Origin of the sequence: Klebsiella sp. GW_Kp181, assembly GCF_040062315.1 — a bacterium.
In the GTDB taxonomy this organism is placed as follows: Bacteria; Pseudomonadota; Gammaproteobacteria; order Enterobacterales; family Enterobacteriaceae; genus Klebsiella; species Klebsiella oxytoca.
In genome coordinates, this window is record NZ_JBEAFR010000079.1 from 52,614 (window position 1) to 69,176 (window position 16,563).

Annotated in this window: 15 protein-coding genes; 7 read left to right on the forward strand and 8 right to left on the reverse strand. The window is 55.7% G+C overall.

Annotated elements, in window-relative coordinates:
- Positions 1 to 35: 35 nt before the first annotated feature.
- From ABLV11_RS21825 to ABLV11_RS21845, 5 genes are all read right to left on the reverse strand, one after another.
- A complete protein-coding gene (locus tag ABLV11_RS21825) occupies positions 36 to 1,169 on the reverse strand; it encodes an ABC transporter permease (protein ID WP_004100462.1) in 1,134 nt (377 codons plus the stop codon).
- A complete protein-coding gene (locus ABLV11_RS21830; RefSeq protein ID WP_049095993.1) occupies positions 1,159 to 2,898 on the reverse strand; it encodes an ATP-binding cassette domain-containing protein in 1,740 nt (579 codons plus the stop codon). Before ABLV11_RS21830 ends, ABLV11_RS21825 begins: the two co-directional genes overlap by 11 nt.
- Entirely contained in the window at positions 2,895 to 3,887 is a 993-nt protein-coding gene (gene hlyD, locus ABLV11_RS21835; protein ID WP_049095994.1) for a secretion protein HlyD, read from the reverse strand. Before hlyD ends, ABLV11_RS21830 begins: the two co-directional genes overlap by 4 nt.
- On the reverse strand, positions 3,884 to 4,561 hold the full coding sequence (cecR, locus tag ABLV11_RS21840) for a transcriptional regulator CecR (RefSeq protein WP_064370642.1): 678 nt from the start codon (positions 4,559 to 4,561) through the stop codon (positions 3,884 to 3,886). Before cecR ends, hlyD begins: the two co-directional genes overlap by 4 nt.
- A gap of 71 nt (positions 4,562 to 4,632) precedes the next feature.
- The gene (locus ABLV11_RS21845) at positions 4,633 to 5,556 is read right to left on the reverse strand and encodes a LysR substrate-binding domain-containing protein (protein ID WP_016808147.1); all 924 of its coding nucleotides are present in this window, start codon (positions 5,554 to 5,556) and stop codon (positions 4,633 to 4,635) included.
- A gap of 341 nt (positions 5,557 to 5,897) precedes the next feature.
- Between ABLV11_RS21845 and ABLV11_RS21850 the strand changes: the two genes are divergently transcribed.
- The 5 genes from ABLV11_RS21850 to rhlE all read left to right on the forward strand — a co-directional run bounded on the left by ABLV11_RS21850 (position 5,898) and on the right by rhlE (position 11,545).
- Positions 5,898 to 7,229: an MFS transporter gene (locus ABLV11_RS21850; protein WP_016808146.1), complete on the forward strand. Its 1,332-nt coding sequence runs from the start codon at positions 5,898 to 5,900 to the stop codon at positions 7,227 to 7,229.
- 50 nt (positions 7,230 to 7,279) lie between these two features.
- The gene (locus ABLV11_RS21855; RefSeq protein ID WP_004100470.1) at positions 7,280 to 8,029 is read left to right on the forward strand and encodes a glucose 1-dehydrogenase; all 750 of its coding nucleotides are present in this window, start codon (positions 7,280 to 7,282) and stop codon (positions 8,027 to 8,029) included.
- Between the two features lie 13 nt (positions 8,030 to 8,042).
- Positions 8,043 to 8,888, forward strand: coding sequence for a transketolase (locus tag ABLV11_RS21860; protein ID WP_017146299.1), 846 nt, complete (start codon positions 8,043 to 8,045; stop codon positions 8,886 to 8,888).
- Positions 8,888 to 9,880: a transketolase family protein gene (locus tag ABLV11_RS21865; protein ID WP_016808144.1), complete on the forward strand. Its 993-nt coding sequence runs from the start codon at positions 8,888 to 8,890 to the stop codon at positions 9,878 to 9,880. Before ABLV11_RS21860 ends, ABLV11_RS21865 begins: the two co-directional genes overlap by 1 nt.
- A 300-nt stretch (positions 9,881 to 10,180) precedes the next feature.
- Complete coding sequence (gene rhlE / locus ABLV11_RS21870) at positions 10,181 to 11,545, forward strand: ATP-dependent RNA helicase RhlE (RefSeq protein WP_049121245.1); 1,365 nt, start codon at positions 10,181 to 10,183, stop codon at positions 11,543 to 11,545.
- 114 nt (positions 11,546 to 11,659) lie between these two features.
- Here the strand turns inward: rhlE and ABLV11_RS21875 are convergent, their stop codons facing one another.
- Complete coding sequence (locus ABLV11_RS21875; protein ID WP_100214974.1) at positions 11,660 to 11,785, reverse strand: small membrane protein; 126 nt, start codon at positions 11,783 to 11,785, stop codon at positions 11,660 to 11,662.
- Positions 11,786 to 12,229: 444 nt separating this feature from the next.
- On the opposite strand from ABLV11_RS21875, the gene dinG reads away from it, so the two are divergent.
- The gene (dinG, locus tag ABLV11_RS21880; protein WP_023320613.1) at positions 12,230 to 14,374 is read left to right on the forward strand and encodes an ATP-dependent DNA helicase DinG; all 2,145 of its coding nucleotides are present in this window, start codon (positions 12,230 to 12,232) and stop codon (positions 14,372 to 14,374) included.
- Between the two features lie 42 nt (positions 14,375 to 14,416).
- Complete coding sequence (gene ybiB / locus ABLV11_RS21885) at positions 14,417 to 15,385, forward strand: DNA-binding protein YbiB (RefSeq protein ID WP_049121244.1); 969 nt, start codon at positions 14,417 to 14,419, stop codon at positions 15,383 to 15,385.
- A gap of 132 nt (positions 15,386 to 15,517) precedes the next feature.
- Here the strand turns inward: ybiB and ybiJ are convergent, their stop codons facing one another.
- Entirely contained in the window at positions 15,518 to 15,778 is a 261-nt protein-coding gene (gene ybiJ, locus ABLV11_RS21890; RefSeq protein WP_004100481.1) for a DUF1471 family protein YbiJ, read from the reverse strand.
- Positions 15,779 to 16,063: 285 nt separating this feature from the next.
- Positions 16,064 to 16,330: a DksA/TraR family C4-type zinc finger protein gene (locus tag ABLV11_RS21895; RefSeq protein WP_004100483.1), complete on the reverse strand. Its 267-nt coding sequence runs from the start codon at positions 16,328 to 16,330 to the stop codon at positions 16,064 to 16,066.
- Positions 16,331 to 16,563 lie beyond the last annotated feature (233 nt).

A 16,563-nucleotide genomic window follows, 5' to 3' on the forward strand; every position in this document is an offset into this window, starting at 1 on the left:
TTGCCAACCCTTGTACCGGGGGGCGCGCAGGCAAATTAATCCAGACGTCGTTTGGTTTTCAGCCACGTCAGGCCGATAAACATCACCGCCGAGGCGATCAGGAACAGCACGTTCACCAACAGCACCACCGGGATATTGCCCGCCAGAAACAGGCTTTGCAGAGTGCTGACAAAATAGCGCGCCGGGATCACGTAGGTCACGGCGCGAATTATCGCCGGCATGCTGTCTATCTGAAAAATAAATCCGGAGAGCATGATTGACGGCAGGAACGCGGCATTCAGCGCGACCTGCGCGGCGTTAAACTGGTTACGGGTGATGGTGGAAATCAGCAGCCCCATGCCCAGGGTACTCAGCAAAAACAGGCTGGTAATAAAAAACAGAATCACCAGCGAACCGCGGAACGGCACGCCGAGAATAAACACCGCCACCAGCATACACAGCAGCATCGCCAGCATGCCGAGGAAATAGTAGGGGATCAGCTTGCACAGCAGCAGCTCGGCGCGGGTAATTTCGGTCGACAGCAGCGCTTCCATCGTGCCGCGTTCCCACTCGCGGGCCACCACCAGCGACGTCAGGATCGCGCCGACCACCGTCATAATGATGGTAATCGCGCCGGGGATAATAAAATGCTGGCTGATGGCGGCCGGGTTAAACCAGTAGCGCATCTGCACGTCGATCAGCGGCTCGAAGGTTTCACCGCGATCTTCCGCCCGCTGCTGCTGCCAGATTTGCCAGATGCCTTCGACGTAGCCCTGGGCGAAGTTAGCGGTATTGGGTTCGCTGCCGTCGGTGATGAGCTGGATCGGCGCGTCGTCGCCGGGACGGGCCATCTTCTGGTCGAAGTCCACCGGTAGGGTGACCAGGGCGCGAATGCGTCCCGCCTGCATCATCTGCACCAGTTCCTGGCGGTTATCGCTGATGGTGGCGTCAATATAGGGGGAGCCGGTCATGGTATGGACAAAATCCAGCGCCTCTTCGCTCTGCTGCTCCAGCAGCACGCCCACCCGCAGCTTGCTGGAGTCGAGGTTAATCCCGTAGCCAAAAATGAACAGCAGCAGCAGGGGGATCACCACCGCAATCAGCCAGCTGCTGGGGTCGCGGACGATCTGCCGCGTCTCTTTCACGCACAGGGCGCGTACGCGCCGCCACGATAGCAGTTTAGCGCTCACCGGCGTTCTCCTTATCCCAGTCATGGATGAGGGTGATAAATGCCTGCTCCATCGTCGGGTCTGGCTGTTTTTCATCCGCCGCCAGCGCCTTCAGATCGTCCGGCGTGCCGCTGGCGATCAATTTGCCGTGATAGACCAGACCGATACGATCGCAATACTCCGCCTCATCCATAAAGTGGGTGGTCACCATCACCGTGACGCCTTTATCGACCATGCTGTTGATATGCAGCCAGAACTCGCGGCGGGTGAGGGGATCGACGCCGGAAGTGGGTTCGTCAAGAAACAGGATATCCGGCTCATGCATCAGCGAGCAGGCCAGCGCCAGGCGTTGTTTATAGCCAAGCGGCAGATCGTCGGCGGCCTGCCTGGCGATGCTTTTCAGGCCGAACGCCTCGCTCATGCTGGCAATTTTGTCGTTCTGCGCCCGTCCGCGCAGGCCGTATACGCCGGAGAAGAAGCGCAGGTTCTGCTCAACGGAAAGGTTACCGTACAGCGAGAACTTCTGCGCCATATAGCCCAGATGCTGACGCGCTTTGCCGGAGCTGACCTTCAGGTCCATCCCCAGAACCAGCGCTTTACCGGAGGTGGGGACCAACAGGCCGCACATCATCTTAAAAGTGGTAGACTTACCCGCGCCGTTAGGCCCGAGAAGGCCGAAAATCTCCCCACGTTTGACCTGAAAATCGACGTGATCGGTAGCGGCGAAATCGCCGAATTTCTTGGTCAGGGTCTGCGCTTCAATCACCGTATCCTCATGGGAGCCTTCCACGGTATGGATAATTTTGCCCAGCGGCGATTCGGCGGTACCGGCACCGCCGAGCAGGTCGATAAAGGCGTCTTCAAAACGCGGCGCGGTTTCAGCGACCTCCAGCGGCGGCATATCGGCAGCGTTCTGTACTTCGCTGATGCTGGCCTCTTTTTTAATGATCAGGCGTACCGATTTACCCTGAATGACGCCATCGCTGACCTGCGGCAGCTTAAGCGTGCGCTGGAGCAGGCGGCGGTTATTCTCCCGAGAACTGGAAATCAAAAAACTGCGTCCCGCCATGGTTTGCGTCAGCTCTTTTGGCGCTCCCTGGTAAAGCAGCTGGCCCTCGTTCATCAACAGAACGTCCCGGCACTGCTCGGCCTCGTCGAGGTAGGAGGTGCTCCAGAGGATCAGCATCCCGTCGCCCGCCAGCTCGTGTACCATCTGCCACAGCTCGCGGCGTGAGATGGGGTCGACGCCGACGCCGGGTTCATCCAGCAGCAGCACCTTCGGCTCGCCGACGAGGGTACAGGCCAGGCCGAGCTTCTGCTTCATGCCGCCGGAAAGCTTACCCGCCAGCCGGCCGGTAAAGGGGCCGAGAGAGGTAAACTCCAGCAGCCGGGCGAAGGTTTTCTCCCGCGCCTCGCCGGTCACGCTGCGCAGGTCGGCGTAGAGCGTGAGATTTTCCATCACCGTCAGATCTTCATACAGACCGAATTTTTGCGGCATATAGCCGAGCACCGCGTGCAGGGCGCTATCGTCAGCAATCGGGTCGAAGCCGATCACCTTTGCGCTGCCTGCGTCGGGCTTCAGCAGCCCGGCGAGCATGCGCATCAGGGTGGTTTTTCCGGCGCCATCCGGGCCCACCAGACCGGTCACATAGCCGGAGTGAATGGTGCAGTCCAGCGGCGCGACGGCCGGGCGGTCCATCCCGGTAAAGCTCCGGGTCAGGCCGCTCAGCGTAATCACGTCTTCGCTCATTGGCCGTTTCCATGACTGAAAGCGACGGTGACCGGCATCCCCTGACGCAGCGCGTCGTCGGCATCGGTGACCACAATTCGCAGGCGATAAACCAGATCGGTGCGCAGGTCCGGGGTTTCCACGGTTTTCGGCGTGAATTCAGCGGTAGGGGAGACGAAGCCGATTTTGCCGCGATAGGGTTTATCCGGGCGACTATCGGTGTAAAGCAGCACTTCGCGCCCCGGCTGGGCCTGGCCCAGGTTGGTTTCATCGATGTAGGCGCGTACCCATACCGGATGGGTTAACGACAGCGTCATTACGGTACCGCCCGCGCTAAGCATGCTGCCCGGCTCGACGGCGCGGGTCATCAGCGTTCCGTCGGACGGCGAGGTCAACGTGGTATCGTGCAGGTCCAGCTTCGCCTGCGCCAGCGCGGCCTGCGCCTGTTCAAGGTTGGCTCTGGCCTGGGCGATTTCCTGCGGACGGTTCCCCGCGCGATACTGGCGCAGCTTATCCTGCGCGGATTTCAGCGTCGCCTGGGCCTGATCGCGCGAGGAGCGGGCGTTTTCCAGATCGTTCGCGGAGATGGCGCTGCTTTTGCGTAGCCCCAGCTGGCGCTGATAGAAGTTCTGCGCATAGTCGTAAGCCGCCTGCGCCTGGTTGACCGCGGCGGCGGCCTGGGCAATCTCCTCCGAGCGATATCCCGCCATCATCAGGTCGTACTGCGCCTGGGCGGTGGAAACGTTGGCTTGCGCCTGCTGCAGGGCGTTTTCGTAGGGCGCGCGATCAAGCTCGCCCAGCGTCTGCCCGGCTTTTATTGCATCGCCCTCGTCGACGCTGAGCGACGCCAGCCGTCCGCCCACGCGAAAGCTCAGGTTAACGGTGCGAATATCCACGTTGCCATAAAGCGTGAGCTCTTTTTGCTGGCTGCTCTGGTACCACCACCAGCCTCCGCCAATGACAGCGGCCAGCAGGAGAAGCAGCACAACGACGATGAGCGGTTTTTTCATGACTCCAGACCCCTTTGCGATAATCCTTCCAGAACGAAATCTATATGGCAGGTAATAACTTCAAAAATTTGCTCGGTTTTTTGCCGATCGAATTCAGCCCAGCCCGCGCGGCGTAGCACCGTTTCCCGGCCAAGACGAAAGGCGAGCACTTCGCCAAGTAGCGCGTGCGTGTGCAGCACCATCTGCGTGCTGTCAGGGTTAAGGCCGGTATAAGCGGCGATTAAACGGGTCAGGTAGCAGTGTAGCGGAGCAATGACCTGATCGTGGATAAGCCGGTAGGCCGCAGTCGGCGATAGCTGTTCGCGGGAGATAAATTTGCTCAAGTTAACCGTATCATCCTGGGTCAGTAGCAAAATCATATTCTGACAGGCGCGCAGAATCAGAGTGCGCATGGCGGCTTTGTCCGGAACAGGCTGAGCGAATAGCGCTTCCGCCGCCTGCGCGTGGGGACGGAAATTGTGCTCGATAAAATCGGCGATCCACTGGGCGCAGGCGAGATAGAGATCGTCCTTAGAACCAAAATAGTAGGCGATCGCAGCGATATTCTGCCCGGCCTGGGCGGCAATATCGCGGGTCGTGGCGTGCAGGCCGTATTCGCCGAACTGGGCGATAGCGGCGGCGATGAGCTGGCTTTTCGCCTGCTCTCCCTTGCTGGTAGTCGGTGTGGTGGTCATCGCGCTGAAAGAGTTAATCAATCGATTGATTAACTCTAGGCGCAGGTTGCCGCTTTGTCCAGCGTCGACGGTTAGATATGAAATCCCTCATGACTGAGCTCTTCGGCAACCCAGTTAAAAAAGATCTTCACTTTCTCTTTTTGCTCGTTAGGGTGCGGCAAAACGAAGTGATGGGCGTTAACCGGCATACTCGCGTCGCTTGAAAAAACCGGCTCGAGGTGCCGTTGACGAACGCTCTGACCGGCCAGCAAATTACTCTCAAGAATAATGCCCATACCCATGCGCGCGGCCTCAATGCTCATATAGGAACGGTCAAAATTAAAAATAAAGCTTTTATTCCAGCCGCGAACCTTGTGCCAGGATAACCAGTTGCTCCAGCCGATCAGCGTGCTGTCGGAGTGGATAAGATCGCAGGCCAGTAAGTCTTCAATAGTCTGAACTTCGCGGCTGGCTAAATAAGTTGATGAGCTATAGGGGAGCATGCGTTCATTTTTTATGGTTTTGACCACCAGAGTCGGCCATTGTGAGAGCCCATGGCGAATATCGATATCAATATTATCGCGGGAGAACTGGATACTTTCATAAGAGCAGGTCAGGCTAATTTTAAGCTCGGGCCAGGCCTGGCGAAATTTGTTCAGGCGGGGCATCAGCCACAGGAGCCCAAAGCTGGGCGCGGAGTGAATGCGTAAATAATCCTGATGGATATCGTTAATCACCTGATTGGTGGCCTGGCCAATAATATTTAACGCTCCGGAAACCTCTTTAAGATATTTTTCACCAATTGCGGTTAACACCATGCCTTTACTGCTGCGGGAAAATATTTTCTTTCCGAGATACTGTTCCAGGCTGGCTATCTGATGGCTGACCGCTGAGGCCGTAATATTGAGATGCTCTGCGGCCAGATTGAGACTGCCGGTATCCGCCACTTCAATAAATGCCTGAATATTGCGTAAGGAGGGCATCGGTAAACTTTTATTTTGCAGCGGCTGATTCATCATTTCTCCAGCAAGTAGAAAATGTCTGGTGGTGTTATTTTTACTTCGCAAGAAGCTACGCTCGTCCTTATCTCCACAATGGCACATCAGCATAACACAGAGACAAAATAAGTAATGGCGTAATTCGTGATGAAGTTAACAGTTTTAGGGCGAGGGATGCCAGGCAACATAATTCGCAGGAATTTGCGTGCAGTCACGAAGCAAATTTTTCTCACTCATAATTGAGGTTTTTTGAATACCCTTTCTTTTTTGGGTTGTTATATTGCAACCACAGGCCTGATACCAAGGCGCGATGCGGTAAGGTTCGCGACAAAAACATAAAACAATAATGAGGATACCCTATGTCACGTATAGATACTGTTGTCTGTACTGACGCCAGGAAAACAAAATATCGTTTCGTGGTTTTGACGATGATTTTTCTGGTGTATGCCATAAATTACGCTGACAGAACGAATATCGGCGCGGTGCTGCCGTTTATCATTGATGAGTTTCATATCAATAACTTTGAAGCCGGGGCCATCGCCAGCATGTTTTTTTTGGGCTATGCGGTAAGTCAGATCCCGGCAGGATTCTTTATTGCCAAACGCGGTACCCGGGGGTTGGTTTCGCTATCCATTTTCGGCTTTTCCGCTTTTACCTGGCTGATGGGCACCGTGAGCTCCGTTTTTGGTCTGAAAATGGTGCGTCTGGGACTGGGTCTTAGCGAAGGGCCGTGCCCGGTAGGACTGGCTTCAACCATTAACAATTGGTTCCCGCCGAAAGAGAAAGCTACGGCGACGGGCGTTTACATTGCAGCTACCATGTTTGCGCCGATCATCGTTCCGCCGCTGGCGGTGTGGATTGCGGTAACCTGGGGGTGGCGGTGGGTCTTTTTCTCCTTTGCGATACCGGGGATTGTGGCGGCGATAGCCTGGTACCTGTTGGTTAAGTCAAAACCCTCGGAGAGCGGATTTGTCTCACCAGCCGAACTGGAAGAGATCAATGCCGGGCGTGAAACCGATGATAACCTTGTGCGCGAAAATATCTTAATTGCCAATCGTTTTACCTGGCTGGATAAAATTATTCGAGTGAAGAAAATGGCGCCTATCGATACGGCGAAAGGATTATTTACCTCAAAAAATATTCTCGGTGACTGTCTGGCCTATTTTATGATGGTTAGCGTACTGTACGGGTTATTAACCTGGATCCCGCTGTATTTAGTCAAAGAGCGCGGTTTTGATGTGATGAGCATGGGCTTTGTGGCAAGTATGCCGTGCATCGGCGGTTTTATTGGCGCGATCGCCGGAGGGTGGATTTCAGATAAAGTATTAGGCCGTCGGCGTAAACCCACCATGATGTTTACCGCTATTTCAACGGTGGTAATGATGTTAATCATGCTGAATATTCCAGCGAGTACCCTGGCGGTCTGCATTGGTTTGTTCTTCGTCGGCTTTTGTTTAAATATCGGCTGGCCGGCTTTTACCGCTTACGGTATGGCCGTTTCGGACAGTAAAACCTATCCGATCGCCTCTTCTATTATTAATAGCGGTGGCAACCTTGGCGGATTTGTTGCCCCGATGGCTGCGGGATTTTTACTGGACCAGACCGGCAGCTTTAATTCTGTATTTACTTATTTTGGTATCTGCGCAGCAATTGGTTTGCTGGTTATTCTCTTTCTCGATGAGCCACAATAACGGAAATATATCCTGTTAATTAATATGACGTAACGTCATGGAGTAAAATTATGTTATTAAAAGATAAAGTCGCCATTATTACTGGCGCGGCCTCCGCACGCGGTTTGGGTTTTGCTACCGCGAAGTTATTTGCCGAAAACGGCGCTAAAGTGGTCATTATCGACCTCAATGGCGAAGCCAGCAAAGCCGCGGCGACGGCATTAGGCGAAGGCCATCTCGGGCTGGCGGCAAACGTCGCCGATGAAGTTCAGGTTCAGGCGGCAATGGAACAGATTCTGGCGAAATATGGTCGGGTAGACGTGCTGGTGAATAACGCCGGTATCACCCAGCCGCTGAAGCTGATGGACATTAAACGTGCCAACTATGACGCGGTATTGGATGTCAGCCTGCGCGGTACGCTGCTGATGTCGCAGGCGGTTATCCCGGCGATGCGGGCGCAAAAATCGGGCAGCATTGTCTGTATCTCGTCGGTTTCCGCCCAGCGCGGCGGCGGTATCTTCGGCGGCCCGCACTACAGTGCGGCAAAGGCCGGAGTGCTTGGCCTGGCGCGAGCGATGGCCCGCGAGCTGGGTCCGGACAACGTCCGCGTCAACTGCATTACCCCGGGGCTGATCCAGACCGATATCACCGCCGGTAAGCTGACCGATGAAATGACGGCCAACATCCTCGCCGGAATCCCGATGAACCGCCTCGGCGATGCGGTTGACATCGCGCGCGCCGCGCTATTCCTCGGCAGCGATCTCTCTTCCTACTCTACCGGTATCACTCTTGACGTAAACGGCGGCATGTTAATCCACTAAGCGAGGCAAGCAGATGAAGATCACCGAAGCACAAAAAGTCGCCGCGGCGGCGTGGCGGATTCGCCGCTATGCCCTGCGCATGGGGGAGGTTCAGGGTCAGGGCTATATCGGCCAGGCATTAGGCTATGCGGATGTACTGGCCACCGCGTTCAGCCACGCGATGACCTACCGTCCGCAAGAGCCGCGGTGGGAAGGACGCGACCGCTTCCTGCTCTCTCACGGCCATTACGCCATCGCCTACTATGCGGCGCTGCTGGAGGCGGGAATTATCCCGGAAGAGGAGCTGGAAACCTACGGTTCTGACGACAGCCGCCTGCCGATGTCGGGAATGGCGACCTACACCCCGGGGATGGAGATGTCCGGCGGCTCGCTGGGGCAGGGGCTCTCTATTGCCGTCGGGATGGCGCTGGGGCTGCGGCAAAAAGGGAGCGCATCCTGGGTCTACAACTCCATGTCGGATGGGGAGCTGGATGAAGGTTCCACCTGGGAAGCGGCGATGTCGGCGGCGCATTACGGCCTGACTAACCTGATCAACATCGTTGACGTGAATAAACAGCAGGCGGACGGCGATTCGCGCAAAATTCTCGGCTTTGAGCCACTGCATGAAAAATGGGCCGCCTTCGGCTGGTACGTGCAGCGCGTCGACGGTAACGATCTGGCGGCGGTGATGGCCGCCTTTGATAACGCGAAAAATCATGCGGGCAACCAGCCGCGGGTCATCTTATGCGACACGTTGATGGGTAAAGGGGTCCCGTTCCTCGAAACCCGGGATAAAAACCATTTTATTCGCGTCGATGCCGATGAGTGGCAAAAAGCGATTGCGGTGCTGGACGCCAACAAACCGGAAGGAGTGCTGTAATGAGCCAGAGTAAACCACGTTTAAAAACGTCCGCGATGATCGCTTCTATTGCTGACGAAGGTCAGGCGACGATTCCGGCACCGTTTGGCGTTGCGCTCTCGAAGCTGGCGGCGCAGCGACCGGAAATCGTTGGTATGACCGCGGACCTGTCAAAGTACACCGATCTGCACATTTTCGCGCAGGCTTTCCCGGATCGCTTTTTCCAGATGGGAATGGCGGAACAGCTGCTGATGGGGGCGGCGGGAGGAATGGCGAAAGAGGGATTCATTCCCTTCGCCACCACCTATGCCGCTTTTGCTACCCGCCGCGCCTATGATTTTATTCATCAGGTCATTGCCGAGGAGCATCTCAACGTGAAGATCTGCGCGGCGCTCCCGGGCCTGACCACCGGCTACGGGCCGAGCCATCAGGCAACGGAAGATCTGGCGATTATGCGCGGCATTCCCGGCATGGTCATCGTTGACCCATGCGATGCGCTGGAGATAGAGCAGGCGGTACCGGCGATTGCCGACCATAACGGTCCGGTATATATGCGCCTGCTGCGCGGTAAGGTGCCGCTGGTGCTGGATAAGTACGACTATCAGTTTGAGCTGGGCAAGGCGAAGCTGCTTGAGGATGGCAACGATGTGCTGATTATCTCTTCCGGGCTGATGACCATGCGCGCCCTCGAGGCGGTCGAAAAGCTGCGGGCCGATAATATCAGCGCAGCCGTACTGCACGTGCCAACGATCAAACCGCTTGATGAAGAAACGATCATTGCACAGGCCTCGAAGCCCGGTCGCCTGGTGGTTACTGCCGAGAACCATACTTCGGTTGGCGGACTGGGGGAGGCGGTTGCCGCGTTGCTGATGCGCAAAGGCGTGCGCTGCGAGCTGGATACCGTTGGCTTGCCTGACGAATTCCTGCTGGCCGGCGCGCTGCCGACTCTGCACGATCGCTACGGCATTTCCACCGCGAGGATGGTCGAAAAAATTAAGTATCGCCTGCGTTAATTGCTTTCGCCGCCGCGTCCTGCGGCGGCGCTTCTCTGCTTTTGTTCGCGGTTTCCCTGTCGAGGCATTAAACGTGCTATTTTGGGGACGCCTGGCGCGAAGCGCCATCGCCGCTTCTCATCGACAGAACGGGGAGCTGTCGTTTGTGAGACAGAGGATTCTTTTCGGCAGATTTTATGCGGTTCGTCACAAAATCTGCTAGACTGCGCAACTTCATGGCATTGTGGTTTTTGCCATCTCTTTCGCAATAATCTCCCTGAAAACTACGCCTGTGACGGGCCGGGGCGGTTCGGAGTTGTTATGTCTTTTGATTCCCTTGGCCTGAATCCTGAAATCCTGCGCGCCGTCGCTGAGCAGGGCTACGTAGAGCCAACCCCTATTCAGCAGCAGGCTATCCCGGCAGTATTACAGGGCCGCGATCTGATGGCCAGCGCCCAGACGGGTACCGGCAAAACGGCGGGATTTACGCTGCCGCTGCTTCAGCACCTGATCCAAAAAGAACCCCACGCCAAAGGTCGTCGCCCGGTGCGCGCCCTGATCCTGACCCCGACGCGCGAGCTGGCGGCACAGATTGGCGAGAACGTCCGGGATTACAGCAAATACCTTAACGTTCGTTCGCTGGTGGTTTTCGGCGGCGTGAGCATTAACCCACAGATGATGAAGCTGCGCAGCGGCGTCGATATTCTGGTGGCAACCCCTGGCCGTCTGCTGGACCTTGAGCATCAGAACGCCGTGAGCCTGGACAAAGTCGAAGTGCTGGTGCTGGATGAAGCCGACCGTATGCTGGATATGGGCTTTATTCACGATATTCGCCGGGTGCTGGCGAAGCTGCCGGCAAAGCGGCAGAACCTGCTGTTCTCCGCAACTTTCTCCGACGACATTAAATCACTGGCGGAAAAGCTGCTGCATAACCCGCTGGAAATCGAAGTCGCCCGCCGTAACACCGCTTCTGAGCAGGTGAGCCAGCTGGTACATTTTGTCGATAAAAAGCGCAAGCGCGAGCTGCTGTCGCAGATGATCGGCGAAGGCAACTGGCAGCAGGTTCTGGTCTTTACCCGCACCAAACACGGCGCAAACCACCTGGCGGAACAGCTCAATAAAGACGGCATCCGCAGCGCCGCTATTCACGGCAACAAGAGCCAGGGCGCGCGTACCCGAGCGTTGGCTGATTTTAAATCCGGCGGCATCCGCGTGCTGGTCGCAACCGATATCGCCGCGCGCGGTCTGGATATTGAAGAGTTGCCGCACGTGGTGAACTACGAGCTGCCAAACGTGCCGGAAGATTACGTGCACCGTATTGGTCGTACCGGGCGCGCTGCGGCAACGGGCGAAGCGCTGTCGCTGGTCTGCGTAGATGAACATAAGCTGCTGCATGATATCGAACGCTTGCTGAAGAAAGAGATCCCGCGCATCGCCATTGCGGGTTACGAGCCGGATCCGTCGATCAAAGCCGAGCCGATTCAGAACGGTCGCCAGCAGCAGCGCGGCGGCGGTCGTGGCGGTCAGAGCCAGGGCCGGAGCGGCCAGGGACGTGGTGGTCAGGGACAAGGTCGTGCCCAGCAGGCTGCTCCGCGTCGCTCCGATGGCGAAGCGCCGAAAGCGCGCACTCAGGACGGTAAGCCTCCTCGCCGTCGCCGCCCGCGCAAACCTGCTGCGGCTGAGTAAAGTTGTTCTGGCTGCGGTGGGGAAATCTACCGCAGCTTGTTCCTTTCAGAACACATCGCGATTAAAATTTAACACTCTCCCGCTAAGTCTGACTTCAATGTTGCCGCTCGCTATTTATCTTTTATGAGATCTTACTTTTGGCAATGAACTATTTTTACGATTTTTGCAATAACTAACAAAGTTATAACCTGCAACTATCAAAAGAATGACAGATACTAATAACATTAAAAAAGCAACCATATATACCCTCAATAATTTACAGACCCTGCGGGTTCATAAAGCAGTATACGGATTAGCGTTTAAGATATAATATATTATGAGTGTAGATATTCTTAATGCATCTGAAATTAAAGGATTAATTTTAATTTCACGGTCTTTTTGACGATATTTTTCGGAATTCGTTTAGATGATTTTAAACATCTTCATGTTTTTTTGAATGCCCATAAAGTTAAATTGATAGCGATTTTGGTGACTGTGCTGGTATTTTGAAAATTATATTCAGCCCGGATAAAATAACGTTATGACACATTATTCATTAAGTGGATGTCGAGCGTTGGTTGTGGCTGCATAAACCGACTTCAACCTGATTCTGCGAGACCGCTTCCTGTTTGCCGAAAAAGGGATACCTCCCTCCCGGCAAAAATGGCACAATAGTGGCTGTTTATACAGTATTCAGGTTTTCTCATGGCTTTGACCGCAGCGCTGAAAGCGCAAATCGCCGCCTGGTATAAGGCGCTTCAGGAACAAATTCCTGACTTTATTCCCCGGCCTCCGCAGCGGCAGATGATCGCCGATGTGGCGAAGACGCTCGCCGGAGAAGAGGGGCGGCACCTGGCGATTGAAGCGCCGACCGGGGTCGGCAAAACCTTGTCGTATCTGATCCCTGGCATTGCTATTGCCCGCGAAGAGCAAAAAACGCTGGTGGTCAGCACCGCCAACGTTGCGCTGCAGGACCAAATCTACAGTAAAGATCTGCCGCTGCTGCGCAAAATCATCCCCGATCTGCGCTTTACCGCCGCCTTTGGCCGCGGGCGCTACGTCTGCCCGCGTAACCTGGCCGCGCTTGCCAGCACGGAGCCGACGCAGCAGGATTTGCTGGCCTTTCTTGATGACGAACTCACGCCTAACAACCAGGCGGAGCAGAAGCTGTGCGCAACGCTGAAAGCGGATCTCGATAGCTACAAATGGGACGGCCTGCGCGATCATACCGACAAAAACGTGGATGATTCTCTGTGGAGCCGCCTGAGCACGGATAAAGCCAGCTGCCTGAATCGAAACTGTCACTATTATCGCGAGTGTCCGTTCTTTGTCGCCCGACGGGAAATCCAGGAAGCGGAAGTGGTGGTGGCGAACCATGCGCTGGTGATGGCGGCTATGGAGAGCGAAGCGGTGCTGCCGGAGCCGAAGCATCTACTGCTGGTGCTTGATGAAGGCCACCATCTGCCGGAGGTCGCCCGCGATGCGCTGGAAATGAGCGCTGAAATTACCGCCCCGTGGTATCGCCTGCAGCTGGATTTGTTCACTAAGCTGGTTGCGACCTGCATGGAGCAGTTTCGCCCTAAGACCACGCCGCCGCTGGCGAATCCCGAACGTCTGACTGGACACTGCGAGGAGCTGTTCGAGCTAATCTCCTCGCTGAATAATATTCTCAATCTCTACATGCCGGCCGGCCAGGAGGCGGAGCATCGCTTTCCGATGGGGGAACTGCCGCAGGAAGTCATGGAGATCTGCCAGCGGCTGGCGAAACTCACCGAAACGCTGCGCGGCCTGGCGGAGCTGTTCCTTAACGATCTGGGCGAAAAAACCGGCACGCACGATGTGGTGCGTCTGCACCGGGTTCTGCTGCAGATGAACCGCGCGCTGGGGATGTTTGAAAGCCAAAGTAAACTGTGGCGGCTGGCGTCGCTGGCGCAGTCCTCCGGCGCACCGGTGACTAAATGGGTTACCCGCGATCTGCGCGATGGTCAGATGCATATCTGGTTCCACTGCGTGGGGATCCGCGTCAGCGATCAGCTGGAAAGGCTGCTCTGGCGCAGCGTCCCGCATATCGTCGTTACCTCCGCGACGCTGCGTTCGCTGAACAGCTTCTCTCGCCTGCAGGAGATGAGCGGGCTGAAAGAGAAAGCCGGAGATCGCTTTGTGGCGCTGGATTCGCCCTTCAACCACGTCGAACAGGGTAAAATCGTCATTCCGCAGATGCATTATGAACCGCTTATCGATAACGAAGAGCAGCATATTGCCGAAATGGCCGCCTATTTCCGTGAACAGGTCGAGAGCAAAAAGCATCTCGGCATGCTGGTGCTGTTCGCCAGCGGACGAGCGATGCAGCGTTTTCTCGAGCACGTGACCGATCTGCGCCTGCTGCTGCTGGTTCAGGGCGATAAGCCCCGCTACCGACTGGTGGAGCTGCACCGCAAACGCGTTGAAGGCGGCGAGCGCAGCGTACTGGTTGGGCTGCAATCCTTTGCGGAAGGTCTGGACTTAAAAGGTGAGCTGTTAAGCCAGGTGCATATCCATAAGATAGCTTTCCCGCCGATAGACAGCCCGGTGGTGATCACCGAAGGTGAATGGCTCAAAAGCCTCAACCGCTATCCGTTCGAAGTCCAGAGCCTGCCCAGCGCGTCATTCAACCTGATTCAGCAGGTGGGACGCCTGATCCGCAGCCATAGCTGCTGGGGAGAGGTGGTGATTTATGATAAACGTCTGTTAACCAAAAATTACGGTAAGCGCCTGTTGAACGCATTACCCGTATTTCCGATAGAGCAGCCTGCCGTCCCTGAGGTTATAGTAAAAACGAAAGCAAAACCGACGCGTCGCAAGCGGCGATAGTGGTGCAATGTCGACGATGTGAGAAGCTCAGAGGAGCCTGCAATGGACTACAGCAAGATTATTAAAGAAGTCGGGCGCGGAAAGAACCACGCCCGCGACCTGGATGTGGAGACAGCCCGCGCGCTCTACTCGCGGATGCTTAACGGCGAGGTGCCTGAGCTTGAGCTCGGCGGCATTCTTATCGCTCTGCGCATTAAAGGCGAAGGCGAAGCGGAGATGAAGGGCTTCTATGAAGCGATGCAGGCGCATACGATTAAGCTGACTCCGCCGGTCGCTAAACCGATGCCCATTGTGATCCCCAGCTATAACGGCGCGCGTAAACAGGCAAACCTGACCCCTCTGCTCGCCGTCCTGCTGCATAAGCTCGGCTTCCCGGTCATCGTCCACGGCGTGAGCCACGATCCGACCCGCGTGGTGACGGAAACGATTTTTGAACTGATGGGTATCCCGGCGACGCTTCACGCGGGTCAGGCCCAGGCGCGATTGGATAGCCATCAGCCGGTTTACGTTCCGGTCGGCGCATTTTGCCCACCGCTGGAAAAACAGCTGGCGATGCGCTGGCGCATGGGCGTGCGCAACAGCGCCCACACGCTGGCCAAGCTGGCGACACCCTTTGCGGAAGAGGCGGCGCTGCGCCTGTCGAGCGTTTCACACCCGGAATACGTCGGTCGGGTAGCGAAATTCTTTGCCGAAATCGGCGGGCGGGCGCTGCTGATGCACGGTACCGAAGGGGAGGTTTACGCCAACCCACAGCGCTGTCCGCAGATTAGCCTGATTGATGCATCTGGTATGCGGGTGGTAAATGAACGACAGGATAGCGTAGCCGCGCAGGCACTCGCCCTGCCGGAGTCAAAAGATCCTGAAGTCACCGCCCGCTGGATTGAGCGCTGCATCGTCGGGAGCGCACCGCTACCGCAATCATTGCGAATTCAGTTGGCCTGCTGTCTTGTGGCCACCGGCGCCGTTTCGTCTCTTGAACAGGGCCTGGCAAAGGTGGCTGAGCGCTGGTAACCGTAGCGGCAGGCAAAAAAAAGCCCGTCCAGTGGCGTGGACGGGCAAGGCAAGGGTATTAAAGGATCTTACAGGGTTAAAACAGTGGCATTACAGGGTGTTGCTACAGGAAATAGCGGCAATTAGCGGCGATTATTTGTAGATAACCGCGGTACCGCTAAGTTTGTTGTTGCTGTTAGCTGAGGTGATGCTATAACCGGTCGCGCCGGCAGCCTCTGCTTTTTCAGCCAGTTTAGCTTCCAGTCCATCCAGCGTCGTCGCGCCTTCAGCGGAAACTACACCAATTTTATTCATGCTTTCTGCCTGAGCCGAGGTCACCGGCTGGGCGGCGAATGCGCCAAAAGAGAGAGCGGAAAGGGCGATGGCAGCGGCAGCAAATTTCATGTTTTTCATAGTTAATCTCTCGCAGGTTGTTCTGTTCAGGGGACGATGTTGCGTCGATGTGATAAGTATCACGGTTTTTTACGGGAGATAAAATCGAAGGAAATTAACAGTGTCCATCTAATTTTTTGAATAAGTATTAATTTATTGAATATTAATAAATTATTTTGGCCGGGAAAAGCAAAACCCGTGAGGATGAAGTTCAGAGGGCTTTAAGGGCACATATTGCCACGCCGCTTGCCAAAAAACGTGCGCGAAAAGATAACGCGATATGTGGTAATGAACGGTAAATATCGGTCAGCGAAGCTGGCTATCTTTGGAACCTCTGCGATTATATCCTGAAAATGTATTGTTATGTAAATCTTTCTCCTGCTGGCATTTGATGCAGTATTTCACGCCCGCGACCGCGCGCTGACGCGCTTCGGGGATCGGCTCTCCGCATTCTTCACAAAATTTGTTGCTCTCACCCGATGACAGCTCATTTCGCGCCCGTGCAATCGCGTCATTGATAGTGCTATCGATTTGTTCCTGCACCGCGTCGTCATTTGCCCAGCCTGAAGCCATAGTCCACCTCGCTATCTCGTCTTTCTTTAGTATAGGAAATATGGGGGCAAAAAATGACCAGACAAGGAGTCATGTTCACTGCAGAGAAAATCCAGGGGTGAGGCAGTGGAGAGAGGGATACTGAAAGGGCGTTTGCGCGCAGGCCTCCGCAGGGGAGGTTAAAGGGATGATAACAGGTGGATAAAAAGCCGCTTCCCGACCAGCCCGGCGGGGAGCTTGCCGGTCGGGGGAGT